The 13,954-nt window shown below is 70.0% G+C and carries 15 protein-coding genes, 1 tRNA gene and 1 pseudogene; 9 read left to right on the forward strand and 8 right to left on the reverse strand.

The features are described from left to right. Positions 1-81: 81 nt before the first annotated feature. Positions 82-1,554 carry an FG-GAP and VCBS repeat-containing protein gene (locus AB0M70_RS40845; RefSeq protein WP_365828716.1) on the forward strand — a complete coding sequence of 491 codons (1,473 nt, stop codon included), beginning with the start codon at positions 82-84 and terminating at the stop codon, positions 1,552-1,554. Between the two features lie 135 nt (positions 1,555-1,689). After that, the gene (locus tag AB0M70_RS40850; RefSeq protein WP_365828718.1) at positions 1,690-2,667 is read left to right on the forward strand and encodes a Yip1 family protein; all 978 of its coding nucleotides are present in this window, start codon (positions 1,690-1,692) and stop codon (positions 2,665-2,667) included. 73 nt (positions 2,668-2,740) lie between these two features. On the opposite strand, the gene AB0M70_RS40855 is transcribed toward AB0M70_RS40850, so the two are convergent. Together AB0M70_RS40855 and dcd are read right to left on the reverse strand one after the other, a co-directional pair. Then, the gene (locus tag AB0M70_RS40855; protein ID WP_365828719.1) at positions 2,741-3,238 is read right to left on the reverse strand and encodes a phosphoribosyltransferase; all 498 of its coding nucleotides are present in this window, start codon (positions 3,236-3,238) and stop codon (positions 2,741-2,743) included. Positions 3,239-3,246: 8 nt separating this feature from the next. Next, a complete protein-coding gene (dcd, locus tag AB0M70_RS40860) occupies positions 3,247-3,822 on the reverse strand; it encodes a dCTP deaminase (RefSeq protein ID WP_363210436.1) in 576 nt (191 codons plus the stop codon). A gap of 515 nt (positions 3,823-4,337) precedes the next feature. On the opposite strand from dcd, the gene AB0M70_RS40865 reads away from it, so the two are divergent. Further along, positions 4,338-4,411, forward strand: a tRNA-Gly gene (locus tag AB0M70_RS40865). 15 nt (positions 4,412-4,426) lie between these two features. Here the strand turns inward: AB0M70_RS40865 and AB0M70_RS40870 are convergent. Continuing rightward, positions 4,427-5,107 (reverse strand): TetR/AcrR family transcriptional regulator, encoded by a 681-nt coding sequence (locus AB0M70_RS40870; protein ID WP_365828720.1) that lies wholly within the window; start codon positions 5,105-5,107, stop codon positions 4,427-4,429. A gap of 87 nt (positions 5,108-5,194) precedes the next feature. Then, positions 5,195-5,668 (reverse strand): carboxymuconolactone decarboxylase family protein, encoded by a 474-nt coding sequence (locus tag AB0M70_RS40875; protein WP_365828722.1) that lies wholly within the window; start codon positions 5,666-5,668, stop codon positions 5,195-5,197. 147 nt (positions 5,669-5,815) lie between these two features. Between AB0M70_RS40875 and AB0M70_RS40880 the strand changes: the two genes are divergently transcribed. Further along, positions 5,816-6,181, forward strand: a complete 366-nt coding sequence (locus AB0M70_RS40880; protein ID WP_160506205.1) for a PH domain-containing protein — start codon at positions 5,816-5,818, stop codon at positions 6,179-6,181. Between the two features lie 60 nt (positions 6,182-6,241). On the opposite strand, the gene AB0M70_RS40885 is transcribed toward AB0M70_RS40880, so the two are convergent. After that, positions 6,242-6,625 (reverse strand): nuclear transport factor 2 family protein, encoded by a 384-nt coding sequence (locus AB0M70_RS40885; protein WP_365828725.1) that lies wholly within the window; start codon positions 6,623-6,625, stop codon positions 6,242-6,244. 200 nt (positions 6,626-6,825) lie between these two features. Between AB0M70_RS40885 and AB0M70_RS40890 the strand changes: the two genes are divergently transcribed. Further along, a complete protein-coding gene (locus AB0M70_RS40890) occupies positions 6,826-7,827 on the forward strand; it encodes an SGNH/GDSL hydrolase family protein (protein WP_365828727.1) in 1,002 nt (333 codons plus the stop codon). Positions 7,828-7,878: 51 nt separating this feature from the next. Here the strand turns inward: AB0M70_RS40890 and AB0M70_RS40895 are convergent, their stop codons facing one another. Together AB0M70_RS40895 and AB0M70_RS40900 are read right to left on the reverse strand one after the other, a co-directional pair. Continuing rightward, positions 7,879-8,169, reverse strand: a complete 291-nt coding sequence (locus AB0M70_RS40895; protein ID WP_365828729.1) for a DUF397 domain-containing protein — start codon at positions 8,167-8,169, stop codon at positions 7,879-7,881. Then, complete coding sequence (locus AB0M70_RS40900) at positions 8,129-8,977, reverse strand: helix-turn-helix transcriptional regulator (RefSeq protein WP_365828731.1); 849 nt, start codon at positions 8,975-8,977, stop codon at positions 8,129-8,131. Before AB0M70_RS40900 ends, AB0M70_RS40895 begins: the two co-directional genes overlap by 41 nt. 136 nt (positions 8,978-9,113) lie before the next feature. On the opposite strand from AB0M70_RS40900, the gene AB0M70_RS40905 reads away from it, so the two are divergent. The 3 genes and pseudogenes from AB0M70_RS40905 (at position 9,114) to AB0M70_RS40915 (ending at position 11,479) form a co-directional block, all read left to right on the forward strand. Further along, positions 9,114-9,542 carry an ATP-binding protein gene (locus AB0M70_RS40905; RefSeq protein ID WP_365828733.1) on the forward strand — a complete coding sequence of 143 codons (429 nt, stop codon included), beginning with the start codon at positions 9,114-9,116 and terminating at the stop codon, positions 9,540-9,542. Between the two features lie 67 nt (positions 9,543-9,609). Next, positions 9,610-10,005, forward strand: a pseudogene (locus tag AB0M70_RS40910) (hypothetical protein); the annotation flags it as partial. Between the two features lie 187 nt (positions 10,006-10,192). Continuing rightward, the gene (locus AB0M70_RS40915) at positions 10,193-11,479 is read left to right on the forward strand and encodes an ion channel protein (RefSeq protein WP_365828735.1); all 1,287 of its coding nucleotides are present in this window, start codon (positions 10,193-10,195) and stop codon (positions 11,477-11,479) included. A gap of 6 nt (positions 11,480-11,485) precedes the next feature. Here the strand turns inward: AB0M70_RS40915 and AB0M70_RS40920 are convergent, their stop codons facing one another. Then, positions 11,486-12,397 (reverse strand): LysR family transcriptional regulator, encoded by a 912-nt coding sequence (locus AB0M70_RS40920; RefSeq protein WP_365828737.1) that lies wholly within the window; start codon positions 12,395-12,397, stop codon positions 11,486-11,488. Positions 12,398-12,564: 167 nt separating this feature from the next. Between AB0M70_RS40920 and AB0M70_RS40925 the strand changes: the two genes are divergently transcribed. Beyond that, positions 12,565-13,905, forward strand: a complete 1,341-nt coding sequence (locus AB0M70_RS40925; protein ID WP_365828739.1) for an SGNH/GDSL hydrolase family protein — start codon at positions 12,565-12,567, stop codon at positions 13,903-13,905. Positions 13,906-13,954 lie beyond the last annotated feature (49 nt).

Genomic DNA, 13,954 nt, shown 5'->3' on the forward strand with positions numbered 1-13,954 from the left:
ACAGGTGAACCAGTGCAGCTGACTCGCCACGTCCGGTCTCTCCGCCAACTCCGCTTGCCCATAGATCAGTTGGAGCCCCTCGTGCCCCTGCGCCCATCCACTCGCACCCTCGCCCTCGCCGCCGCCACCGCCCTGGCCGCCACCGGCCTCACCCTCCCCCTCGCCACCACCGCCACCGCCGCCCCCACGCCCGCTCCCCTCACCGCCGACTTCAACGGGGACGGGTTCGACGACCTCTTCGTCGGTGTGCCCGCCGGCAGTGTCAGCGGGAAGGCCAAGGCCGGGTACGTCAGCGTCGTGTTCGGTGGGGAGTACGGGCCCGGGCCGCACGGCGTGCGGCGGATCACCCAGGCCACCGTCGAGGTGCCCGGCACCCCGGAATCCGGTGACCGGTTCGGCGGTTCCGTCGTCGCCGCGCACGTGGACGACGACAAGTACGCCGACCTCGTCATCGGCGCTCCCGGCGAGGACATCGACGGGAAGACCGACGCCGGGTCCGTCACCGTTCTCTACGGCACCGGCGACGGTTTCGCGCTCGCCAACACCGCTGCCCGCGGAGCGAAGTCCGGCGACGTGTACGGGAACGCCCTCGCCGCCGCCGACTTCACCGGTGACACCGACGTCGACCTCGCCATCGGCGGCAAGGACCAGGTCGTCGCCAACTTCAATCCGCTCGCCGCCGACACCCAGCCGGTCATGGCCGACCGCATGGGCGGCCGCGCCCCCGTCATGACCACCGGCGACTTCAACAACGACAACCGCCCCGACCTGGCCCTCGGCTACTACACGAAGAACCAGCCCTACACCCAGTCCCACCTCCGCCTCTACGGCTGGAACAAGGAGGAGGGCAGCATGGGCAACTTCTGGAACAACTCCAACGGCGCCGCCAACGCCCTCGCCGGCGGCGACTTCAACGGCGACGGCTTCGACGACCTCGCCGTCGGCAACTGCCGCGAGATCGCCGACGAGAACATCGACGACCCGTGCGGCCCGGAGGAGCTCGCCAAGGGCGGCGGCATCCACATCCGCTTCGGCGACGCCAACGGCAGCTTCGGCTGGGAGCAGCAGACGTTCAACCAGGACACCGCGGGCATGCCCGGGGTCGCCGAGACCGGTGACGGCTTCGGCGACGCGCTCGCCGTGGCGGACATCGACGCCGACGGCCACGACGACCTGATCGCGGGCGCCCCCGGCGAGGCCATCGGCAGCGCGGCGAAGGCGGGCAGCGTCACCGTCCTGAAGGGCGGCGAGATGGGCCTGCTCGACCCGGCGGGCGCGGCGAACCCGGGAACGGTCGCGTACCAGCAGAACTCCCCCGACATCCTGGGCGTCGCGCAGGCAGGCGACCTCTTCGGGGCGGCGCTCGCCTTCGGTGACCACAACGGCGACGGCGTCCCCGACCTGTCCGTCGCCGCGCCCGGCGAGAACTCCGCCGCGGGCGGCGTCTGGGACCTGCCCGGCGCCAAGGCGGGCGGCTCGGTCGTCACCCCGAACTCCCTCGGCCTTCCCGCCTCCTTGGACCCGTACGCGTACGGAGCGGTGCTCGGGCGCTGACGGGCCCCAGCGGCACCAGGGACCCTGGGGCAAACCCCTCAGGGTCCCCCTAGGGGTTGTCACAGGTCAGCGGCAAAGCCTCTCTCCTCCCGGGGAGGGACGACCCGGGCCCTCCAGACCAGGTACGTTCGATTCGTGGCTGGATTCAGGATCGGACGCGGCCGGGACAACCGCACCCCGCAAGCGCGACCCCAACAACGACCGCGGCAGGAGCCGTACGGGCAGCAGGCCCCCCAGGGCCAGCAGCCCCCGTACGGCTACCCTCAGCCGTCCTCGCAGCAGTACGGCGGGCAGCAGCCTCCGTACGGCCGGCCCCAGGGCGGGCAGCCCCAGGGCGGCCGCGGCCAGGGCGGATACGGCGGACAGCAGTGGCCGCAGGCGGGCGGCAACCACGGCAATCACGGGGAGCCGGAGTACTTCGGCGGGCAGCCGGGACCGGGGCAGGGCGGCCAGGGCGGCTTCGATCCGTACGCCGCCAACAACCCCGGTCACACCCAGGCGTTCTCCGTGGGCGAGGACCCGTACAACCAAGGCGACACCTACCGCGCGGGCCAGGCTCCCGCGCCGGTGGGCCCGCGCCTGCACTGGAAGGACCTGCTGCGCGGCATCGTGCTGCGTCCGGGCCCGACCTTCCTCCAGATGCGGGACTACGCGATGTGGGCCCCGGCCGTCATCGTGACGTTCCTCTACGGCCTGCTCGCGATCTTCGGCTTCGACGGTGCCCGCGAGGACGCCATCAGCGCCACGCTCTCCACGGCCGTGCCGTACGTCCTGACGACGGCCGTCGCGATCACGATCAGTGCCTTCATCCTGGGCGTGGTCACGCACACCCTCGCCCGCCAGCTCGGCGGCGACGGCGCGTGGCAGCCGACGGTCGGCCTCTCCATGCTGATCATGTCCATCACGGACGCGCCCCGCGTGGTCGTCGCGATGTTCCTCGGCGGCGGTCAGCCCTTCGTCCAGCTCCTCGGCTGGGTGACCTGGATCGCCGCGGGCGCGCTGCTCACGGCGATGGTGAGCAAGTCGCACGACCTGCCGTGGCCGAAGGCGCTCGGCGCGGCGTCGATCCAGCTGCTCGCGCTGCTCGCGATCATCAAGCTGGGCACGTTCTAGTACGTGAGACGGAGAAGGGCCCCGGCGGTGCGTCGCATCCGCCGGGGCCCTTCTCTTCGCCTTCTGGCCTTGCTCAGGCGTCGAGCACCTGCCCGGCGCGCTTCACGACGGGAGCCTCGACGCTCCACGGGAAATTGATCCACTCGTCCGTGCGCTTCCAGACGTACTCGCACTTCACGAGCGACTGCGACTTCTCGTAGATGACGGCGGACCGCACCTCCGCCACGTGGTCGAGGCAGAAGTCGTGCACGAGCTTCAGCGTCTTGCCCGTGTCGGCGACGTCGTCCGCGATGAGCACCTTCTTGTCGGTGAAGTCGATCGCGTTCGGCACGGGCGCCAGCATGACGGGCATTTCCAGGGTCGTCCCGACGCCCGTGTAGAACTCCACGTTGACCAGGTGGATGTTCTTGCAGTCGAGCGCGTACGCGAGCCCGCCCGCGACGAAGACGCCACCCCGGGCGATGGAGATGATGACGTCGGGCTGGTAGCCGTCGTCGGCGATCATCTGCGCGAGCTCGCGCACCGCGCCGCCGAACTTCTCGTACGTAAGGTTCTCGCGCACGTCACTCATGCTGGATGTCACACCTGTGTCCGATGGAAATTGAGGAAGGAGCGGGAGGCCGTGGGGCCTCTCTGCCCCTGGTATCGCGATCCGTAGCGCTCCGAGCCGTAGGGCGCCTCGGAGGGCGAGGTCATGCGGAACAGGCAGAGCTGCCCGATCTTCATGCCCGGCCAGAGCTTGATGGGCAGCGTCGCGAGGTTGGAGAGCTCGAGCGTCACGTGCCCGGAGAAGCCGGGGTCGATGAACCCGGCGGTGGAGTGCGTCACGAGCCCGAGACGCCCCAGGCTCGACTTGCCCTCGAGCCTGCTCGCGAGGTCGTCGGGCAGGCTGATGACCTCGTACGTCGAGGCCAGCACGAACTCACCGGGGTGCAGGATGAACGGCTCGTCGCCCTCCGGCTCCACGAGCCGCGTCAGGTCCGCCTGCTCCACGGAGGGGTCGATGTGGGGGTAGCGGTGGTTCTCGAACACCCGGAAGTAGCGGTCGAGCCGCACGTCGATGCTTGAGGGCTGCACCATGGATTCGTCGTACGGATCGATCCGTACTCGTCCGGTGTCGATCTCGGCCCGGATGTCCTTGTCTGAGAGAAGCACGCACCGAGGATACGCAGAGCGCGCGGGCCCGCCCCAATCGGACGGTCCCGCGCGCTGTCGTTCTCCGCTTCCCCCGCGCCCTCGCTACCGCTTCTGCGACGCGACCGGCACGGCATGCCGCAATCGGGCGCATCGTGGGCAGCGGATGAGGCGGCCGGGTCCGAGCCGGTCGGCCTTCTGCATCGGGAACGAAGCAGTGCTGAACACGTGCCCTTCGGCACATCGGACGACGGTGTGGTCCATCAAGTCCTTGAGTCCCTTCCCCAAAGCCGTGGTTGCGCTCGTGGCTCGCCGCGCCCCGCTCGCGAGCGAGACGGCGACGAAAGGCCACATTACGGGACGAATGGGGCGCCCCTCCAGGCGGCACTCCGGCCACTCACGGTACGCCCCAACTCCCGCGCCCCGCAGCGCCATCCACGCCCCGGACAGCACACAGGCCCCACGGCAAAAGCGCCCGGGGCCTGGGATGAGGTAGAGTGTGCGACGTTACGACACCGCCACAGACGGCGTCTTTCGCGGGTGTAGTTTAGTGGTAGAACATCAGCTTCCCAAGCTGAGAGTGCGAGTTCGATTCTCGTCACCCGCTCCACAGTTGAGGCCCAGGTCAGCGACCTGGGCCTTTTTGCGCGCCCAGTTCCTGGAGGACCGAGCCGAGCTGCTCGGCGGTCAGTGCCGGGGCGGGCAGCCGGGGCGTGCCCGTCGGCTGGGCGCGGAGGCCGGAGAGGAGGAGGGTCAGGGGGCGGTGCCAGGCGTTCGGGGTGGTTGCTGTTGTCAGGGCCGGGATGGATCTGCCCAGGGACGCCAGGGCGAACAGGACGTCCTCCGTGGTGACGTCCTCGCGGATCGTGCCCTGGTCGCGGCCCCGGCTCAGCAGCACGTCCATCGTCTCGCGGTTGTGCGCGTGCACGGCCTGCAGCGCCTCGACGCCCTCCAGGTGCGTGGTCATGAGGTCGTTGGCGCCCCGGTCCGCCGCCAGCGTGACGAAGACGGCCCGCAGATATTCGTTCAGCGCCGCCCACGCGTCCGGCGCCTTCCGCGCCTGCTCCCCGGCGGTCATCGTGCCCGTCAGGAGATCGCGGAAGACCGCGTCGACGAGGGCGGCGCGGGTGAGAAAATTCCGGTACAGCGTCGCGTTCCCCACGCCCGCCCGGCGCGCGATCACGTCCAGCGGCGCCTCGAGCCCCTGCTCCGCGAACACCTCGCGCGCCGCCCCCACCAGAAGATCCCAGTTGCGCCGCGCATCGCGTCGCCGTGGGGGCGTCGCACGGTGTGAGCCGCCGGTCATCGTCACTCTCCCTGCCAAACGGGGACCACTCCCCGGCAGGGATGCTATCGGTGGAATCCGATAGCCGAGTCAGCCGAGTCAGCAGAGTCAGCCGAACTGGCCCGGCTGGTAGTCACCCGCCGGCTGCTGCACCATCACGTTCACCCGGTTGTAGACGTTGATCAGGGCGATCAGTGACACGAGAGCCGCCAGCTGGGTCTCGTCGTAGTGCTTGGCCGCGTTCGCCCACGCCTCGTCCGTGACCCCGCCCGCCGCGTCGGCGATACGCGTGCCCTGCTCGGTGAGCTCCAGGGCGGCCCGCTCGGCCTCCGTGAACACCTTCGCCTCGCGCCAGGCCGCGACGAGGTTCAGACGCGTCGCGGTCTCGCCCGCGTGCGTGGCGTCCTTGGTGTGCATGTCGGTGCAGAAACCGCAGCCGTTGATCTGGCTCGCGCGGATCTTCACCAGTTCCTGTGTCGCCGGGGGCAGCGCCGAGTCGGACACGACCTTGCCCGCCGCGTTGATGTGCTTGAGGACCTTGCCCGCGAGCGGGCTGCCGAACAGGTTCAGACGAGCTTCCATGGTGATCTCCTAATGCCGATGCCGATGCTTCCACCCCTGTGACGGATGCGCTCGGCAAGATGTGACAGCCGGAGGCCCCCCGACGGGGGACCGGTGCGCGTTACAGTCGGCTTTTCCTGTGAGTTCAACTAAATGGGGGGTTTTCTCATGGCACTGTTCGGAAACGCGCACACGATCGACCCGATGACCGCGCAGCAGGACTACGCGCGTCTGCTGGGCCACGGCGAGCAGGTCCAGGCCGCGTTCCTGCTGATCCGCGACACCATGCTCTTCACCGACCGCCGCCTCGTCCTCGTCGACAAGCAGGGGATAACCGGCAAGAAGGTCGAGTACCACTCGGTCCCCTACCGCAGCATCACGCACTTCGCCGTGGAGACCGCCGGGCACTTCGACCTCGACGCCGAGCTGAAGATCTGGATCTCCGGCACCCCCGAGCCCATCCAGAAGACCTTCACCAAGGGCGTCGACATCTACGAGGTCCAGGCGATCCTCACGCAGTACGTGGCGCGCTGACGCCGTTCGCCCTGCGAGCCGCCGCCCAGGCGTGGCTCGCAGGGCGTCCCCCGCCCGGCCTCACGCCGTGGGCACGCGGTCCAGGAAGCCGTGCACGGTACGGATGCGGCCGTCATCGGCGAGCGTGATGACGTCGAAGCCGGCGACCGGCGCGGAGCCGTCGGCCACCGACACCAGTTCCCAGCCGAATCGCGCGATGTGGTGGTGGCCGTCGACCGCCCCCGTCTGCCGGAACTCGAAGCCGGGGAACTGCTCGTGCGCTCCCGCGATCACCGCGGCGAGGCCCTCGTGCCCGGTGACGTCGGCCAGCGGGTCCGTATAGCTGCCGTCCTCGCTCCAGGCCGCGGCGACGGCCTTGGCCAGCTCATCGGCGCCCTGCGCGTTCCAGGCCTCGAAGTAGCGGGCTACAGCGGTCTCGTACGCGGAAGTGTCGTGTGCGGACATGGCTTGTGCCTCCTGTGGCTTGGTCATCCGGGGCGCTCCCGGCGTTGGCTTGCGATGACTTGAGCTTGGCTTGCGGCGCTTGTCGGGTCGATTACGTCAGGGGTAATGACGGGCCACCAGCGGTACGCGCCGCCTTCTCACCCGCGGGCGACTGTGCTTGCCTAAGGGGCTGTTTCGCTCACCTGAACGGGAGTTGGCGTATGCGCAAGCCGTGGATCGGTGGGGTGCTGGCCGCTGTGCTGCTGCTCGGCGCGTGCGGTGACCCTGGTTCCGGGGGTACGTCCGGTGACGCCCCGGAGCCTCCCGCCGCGCGGAGCTCCGACGCCGGGCGTGCAGGGCGGGGCGAGCCCGCCGCCGAGCCGTCCGCCTCACGGCCCTCGTCGCCGCCCTCGTCCACCACCCGGCAGCGCGCCGCGAAGAAACCACGGCGCGGGGGCGGGGGCGCGGGCGCGGGCGCTCCGAAGGTGCTCTACCTCGGCGACTCCCTCGCCATGGAGAACCAGAACGTCCTCGGCGACCTGTTCCGCTCCGACCTCGGCGCGCGCTACCGCAGCGCGCCCTACTCCGGCACCACCCTCTGCGACTACCTCGACGGCGCCGGCGACGACTCCCTCGTCCCCGACAAGGACAAGGCCGCCGCGCTGGTCCGCGAGGAGCAGCCCGACTATGTGGTGCTCCAGTTCTGGGGCAACGCGTGGGGCTACACACCCTGCATGGACGGCATCACGTACGACAAGGCACAGCAGAAGTACTTCGACCGGTACGCCGCCGACGCGAAGGCGCTGGCCGCGCAGATCCATGGTGCGGGCGGGTCCGGGGCCGGGGCCGGGGCCGGCGGGCCCCGCATCGTGTGGGTCCTCCAGGGCCCCGACCCGATCACGCCGGACCGCGTACGGCGCGTCAACGCAATCTACGCGGCGCAGGCCAAGGCCTCGGGGGACGTCGTAGCCGACGCGGGCCGTACCGTCGCCCCCGCCGCGGGGCGCTACACCTGGGTGGAGAAGCTTCCGTGCACGGCGTGGGAGAGGTCCCATCCCGCTTACTGCACGGATTCTGGCCGCGCGGCCTTGCACCGGGGGGACGACTATCTGCACTTCTGCTTGGCGCCGACCACGGCCAAGTCCCGGCCCTGCCCGGCCCGTTCGCCGGGGATCCGCCGCATGGCCGCGGAGATTGTCCGAGCCGTGGGCTCAGCCGGGTAGTGCCTTTGCCGCGGGTGCGTCGTGGCTTGTCGCGCAGTTCCCCGCGCCCCTTCAGGGCGCGGTGAGCCCGCCGTCAGCCGCGGCAGCGGCCCGCACAAAGCGGGCGAAGGCGCCTTCGGAGACGGTGAGGGTAGGGCCCTCGGGGTTCTTGCTGTCGCGCAGAGCTATTGCGCCTTGGTGCGGGGCGAACTCGATGCACTCCCCGCCGGTTCCGCCGCTGTACGTGGACTTGCGCCACGCGGCGCCCTTGAGGGGGGCGCATTCGACGCAGTCGCCGCCTCCGCTGCCGCTATAGGACGACTTACGCCACTGCGCCTTCGCCGGGCTCTGGTTGATCTCCATAGCGCTCCTCCAATACACGGGCGATCACCACCGCCGTGTCCTCTACGGAGAGAGCAGCGGCCTGCAAACGAGCGTAACCGAGCGAACGTTCCCTGATCACTTGCGGATTGGCGGTCTGATGCGCCACGTCGTAACTCTCGGCGTAGAACAGGTCTGGGTCGCCATCGAACCGCAGAAGGTTGAACGACCCACGCGTGGCGCAGTGTTCACCGGTTGTGTAGGGGAGAACCTGGATCTGCGTCCACCGCTGCTCGCGGAAACGCAACAAGTGACGGAGTTGGTTTCGCATGACCTCTCGGCCGCCGACCTCCCGGTGAAGAACCGCCTCGTCAAGGATCACCCACAGCGCCGGAGGGTGGTCCTTCGCCAGGATGCGCTGACGGTCCAGTCGTGCCGCCACGAGTTCATCGAGGTTGTCCGGACGATCGGCTCCCAGCACTGCCCTCGCGTACGACTCCGTTTGCAGCAAGCCGTAAACCACCTGAGCTTGGTACGTGGAGATAAAACTCGCCCGCGCCTCCATCTCCGCGTACGCCTGAAACCAGCTGGGCAGCTGACTCTTCAGCACCAGCCCCACCAACCGCGAAAACACCCCGTCAGTACCAAGCGCCGCATCCACCCGCTCAGAGAAGTTCCGCGTCGGCACCTTCTTCGCTGTTTCGATCTGGCCGATCAAGGACGCCGTACAGAAAATGCACGCGCCCAACTGGCCCTGCTTCAGGCCCGCCGCTTCCCGCAGGCGGCGCAATTCCGAGCCGTAGTAGTCCAGCGGTGACGCGCTGGGGTCGAGGTCGCGGATGTTGACCATGCTTGGGCCACCCCCATAACCAACGCCTCGCGGCGTTCAGTTCAAGTCGTAGCCCAGCGTAATCAGTCGACTCCACGCTGGTGACATGAATCACGTAACTCCCCCTCCGCCCCTGCCCGTTCGCGGGACGTACCGGATGAGCCTCACGCTCGGTGAGCACTCGGCCCGGCATCTGCGGTTCATCCTGCGGGCCTATCTGGGGAGCTGGGGCATGGGCGAGCTGCGCGACCGCGCCGAGCTTGCCCTCACCGAGCTCGTCACGAACGTCGTGCGCCACGTGCCGGACCGTCGCTGTGACCTCCTCATCCTGCGGCGCCCGCAGGGCCTGCGGGTGGAGGTCGCGGACCGGTGTCCGAGCCTCCCCCGGCAGAGCGGCGGCGGCGAGGAGCTGGACGAAGGCGGGCGCGGCCTCCTCATCGTCGAGGCCGTCACCGATCGCTGCGGCTTCGATCCGTGGGCGGACGGCGCCGGGAAGACCGCCTGGTTCGAGTGCGATGCCAAGGGTGATGCCCATGGCGATGACAAGGGCGAAGCCACGGACGTGGGGTCCACCCGTTCGGTCTAAGCCCGCTCGCGAGGCCCGTAGAGCTGTCACACGCTGTGAACTCCTGTACGACGAAGAAAGGGTGCCCATGAGCAGCGGAGCGAGCAACCCGCGGGGCGCGAGTCCCTGGGCGACGGGCGGCACGGCGTTCGCGGGTGTCCTGATGCTGGTCAGCGGCATCTTCGGCATCCTCGAAGGCATCGCGGGCATCGCCAAGGACGACGTGTACTCGCGCATCGGGGACTACGTCTACAAGTTCAACCTCACGACGTGGGGCTGGATCCATCTGATCCTCGGCATCCTCGTCGCGGTCGCCGGTTACGGCATCCTCAAGGGCGCGGCCTGGGCCAAGGCGTGCGGCGTCGCACTCGCCTCGCTCTACGTGATCCTGCACTTCATGTGGCTGCCGTATCAGCCGATCTGGGCGCTGGTCGCCATCGCGATCGGCACCTTCGTCATCTGGGCGCTGTGCACGGACCACTCGGACCGTGACGCCCGCCATGGCGGCCCGGGGGCGCCGGGCGGTTGGGAGGCCCGCAAGACCTCCAGCGGCCCCGGCCCGTTCGCCGAGGGCTCCGCCGGCGCCGACTCCGGTCCTCGCGGTGGTCCCGGCGGCACCCCACCTCCCACCACCTGACCGACAGCGCGGCGGGAGCTGCCCCGGAGGGCCCATGACCGACACGACCACGTCCGGCCGCGGGCCCTCCTTCTGGACGCCGCAGGCCCGCGCCCTGCTCCCGCTCGTCCTGCCCGCCCTGCTCGTCGGTGTCGGGTCCAGCCTGATCCTGCTGCTGCTCAGCTTCATCGCCGAGCGGCTGCAGGATCTGCTGTGGGACGTGCTGCCGGACGCGGTCGGGGTGTCCGGCACGTCGGCCGGGTGGATCATCGCCGTGCTCACCTCGGCGGGGCTCGCTGTCGGGTTGATCGTGTGGAAGGTCCCTGGGCACGCGGGGCCCGACCCGGCGACGCTCGGCCTGGTCGATCCGCCGCTGCCGCTGCGGATGCTGCCCGGCATCGCGCTCGCCGTCATCGTGGGGCTCGCGGGCGGGGTCAGCCTCGGCCCGGAGAATCCGATCACCGCGATCAACATCGCCCTCGCGTACACGCTCGGCATGGCGGCCATGCCGCGTACGCCCGCCACGGACTGGATCATGCTCGCCGCTGCGGGCACGATCGGCGCCCTCTTCGGTACGCCGGTCGCGGCAGCGCTCGTCCTCTCCGAGATCGTGCTCGGCAACGACCCGCGCCCGCTGTGGGACCGGCTGTTCGCGCCGCTGGTCGCGGCGGGCGCGGGTGCGCTGACCACCGTGCTCATCGCGCATCCCACGTTCCAGATCGACATCGCGCCCTACGACGGGCCGCACTGGGGCGACATCCTCTCCGCGATGATCATCAGCACCGCGGCGGCGGCCGTCGGGCTGTGCGCGGTGTACGCCTTCCCCTCCCTGCACCGCGCCTTCCGCCAGCTCGGGCACCCCGTGCTGATGCTGACGGTGGGCGGACTCGTGCTCGGCGCCCTTGGTGCGCTCGGCGGCCATCTCACGCTCTTCAAGGGCCTGGACGAGATGAAGGAGCTGACCGCGCACGCATCCGACCATGACGCGGGCAATCTGCTGCTGCTCGCCCTGGTCAAGCTGCTCGCGCTCTGCGTGGCCGCCACCTGCGGCTTCCGGGGCGGGCGGATCTTCCCCGCGGTCTTCGTGGGCGTGGCGCTCGGCATGTTCGCGCACGCGCTCGTCGACGCGGTGCCGCCCGCCCTCGCGATCACCTGCGCCATCCTCGGCGTGCTGCTCGCCACGACGCGGCAGGGCTGGCTGAGCCTGTTCACGGCGGCGGTCGTGGTGATGGACCTCGCGGTGCTGCCGCTGCTGTGCGTGGCGGCGCTGCCCGCGTGGCTGCTGGTGACGGGGCGCCCGGAGATGCTGATCGAGGAGGGCGGGGAGAAGGAAGAGAGCTGAGCGCCGTCAGAACGGCGCCGGTCCTCCGTTCGCCGCGACGGCGTCCCGCACCGCGCGGACGAACGCGTCGATACGCGGGGTCCCCGCGGCGGCCGTACGCCAGATCAGCGCGACGTCGGCGGACGCGACGTCGACGAGGGGCACGAAGACGATGTCCGGCCGCGCGTAGTACTTCTCCACCGAGGCGACGACCGGCGACACCCCCTGCCCGGTGGCCACCAGGGTCATCAGCTCCTGGAAGCCGGCGACGGACGGGCCGCGCCGGATCGGGAGGCCGCTGGGGGTGCGGGGCGGGATGTGGAAGTCCCACCAGTAGGCGGGCGCGCCGTTCACGACACCGAAGAAGGTCTCGCCCGCGCACTCCTCCAGGGAGACGCTGTCGCGCCCGGCGAAGCGGTGGCCGAGCGGCACGGCGAGCCTGCGGGGTTCGTTGATGACGACGGGTCCGACCGTGAGGTCCGGTTCCTCGACGGGCAGGCAGGTGAACAGCACGTCCGCCTCACCGCCGCGCAGCGCGCCGAGCGGGTCGCCGAACTGGGTCTCCCGCATCCGCACGTCGCAGCGCGGGCAGCGCTCGCGGAACGTGTTCAGGATCGCCGAGGTCAGCGTGCCCGCGCCCGAGCCGAGGAAGGCTACGGTCAGTTCGCCCTCGACGCCGCGCGCCACGTCCTTGGCGCGGGCGACCGCGGCCTCCATCCGCACGTGCAGGGGCGCCAGGTCCTCGTACAACTGCCGTCCCAGTGAGGACATCTCGACCTTGCGGCTGGTGCGCTCGAAGAGCGGGGCGCCGATCTTGCGCTCCAGCTTCTTGAGGGTCTGGCTGACGCGGGCCTGGGAGAGGAGGAGGCGTTCGGCGGTGCGGCCGAAGTGGAGTTCCTCGGCGAGGGTCAGGAAGGTCTCGAGCTCTTGCCGTTCCATGGTGCAGCGCCACCCCGTCCGCCTCTGACCTGCATCTATAAGTCTGAGCGCACCGATCCTTTCACGGATCGTCGTTGATCGGGGGTTGGTGGGGGCGGAGGGTGGAGGAGTCCGGTCGACGGACGCCACGACCACTCTCGATCCGTCTCAACTCCCTGGAGATTCTGATGCTTTCGCGTACTCGTACTCGTACTTCCGTTGTCGCCGCCACTGCCGCGCTCGCTCTGACGGCCGGGCTCGCGGTGACGGGGGCTCACGCCTCGGGCTCGCAGAGCGGCCCGGGGGCTTCCGGGCCTGCCTGGACCGCCGCCTGGGCCGCGTCGCCGCAGCGCGCGAGCACGGGGTTCAAGCCCAACTGGTCGGAGGACGGCTTCTCCGGGCAGACCCTGCGCCAGGTCGTCCGCGTCACCGAGGGCGGCGACAGAGCCCGTATCCGGCTCTCCAACGCGTACGGAACGTCGCCGCTGCACATCGCGGGGGCGACCATCGCGCGGACGAAGAAGGGGGCGGCGGTCGAGGAGGGGTCGGTGCGGCGCCTCACGTTCGAGGGGAGGCGGTCGGTCGCGATACCGGCGCACGGTCAACTCTCCAGTGACGCGGCCGGGTTGCGGCTGAAGCGCTTCGAGTCGGTGACCGTGACCTTGCATCTGGCCCGTACGACGGGTCCTGCGACCTTCCACGCGCAGTCGTTCGCGACGAGTTATCGGGCGAAGGGGGATCGGCTCGGGGAGGCCGGGGCGGGGGCGTTCGACGAGTCGACGGAGTCCTGGTACTTCCTGTCGGGCGTGGATGTGGGTACGGGGGTGGGTGCGGGTGCGGGTGCGGGTGCGGGTGCGGCTGCGGGCCCTGGCTCTGACCGGGGGCGGCGTGGCGGGAGCGGCTTCGTTCTCTTCGGTGACTCCATCACCGACGGCTTCGCCTCCTCCACCGATCTCAACCGCCGGTGGTCCGACGCCCTGGCCGAGCGCCTCGCCAAGGCGGGGACGCCCCGGCCCGTCCTGAACGCGGGGATCGGCGGCAATCTCGTCCTCAACGACTCGGCCTGGTACGGGGAGCGGGGTACTGCTCGCTTCGGGCGGGACGCGTTGGATCTGCCGGGGGTGGGGACCGTGATCGTCCTTGAGGGGCTCAACGACATCGGGTTCAGCGAGAGCGATACGCCTACGTACAAGCCTGCGCCGGAGGTGAGTGCTTCTGAACTCATCGCGGGGCACCGGAAGTTGATTCGGGCTGCGAAGGCGAAGGGGGTTCGGGTGGTGGGGGCTACATTGCTGCCGCTTGGGGGGTCTGATCACTATGGGGAGCGGGCGGCGAAGGTGAGTGCTGAGTTCAATGAGTGGGTGCGGAATTCTGGGGAGTATGACGCGGTCGTGGACTTTGACCGGGCGTTGGCGGATCCGGCGGATGGGGAGCGGATCGCCCCTGAGTACGACAGTGGGGATCATCTGCACCCGAATGACGCGGGGTATCGGGCGATGGCCCAGGCGGTGGACCTGGCGGAGATTTAGTCCCCAACCCCGCCCCTTCCCGAAAACCCGCTCTGGCGCGGGGGCCTTG

The organism is Streptomyces sp. NPDC051214, assembly GCF_040682375.1.
In the GTDB taxonomy this organism is placed as follows: domain Bacteria; phylum Actinomycetota; class Actinomycetes; order Streptomycetales; family Streptomycetaceae; genus Streptomyces.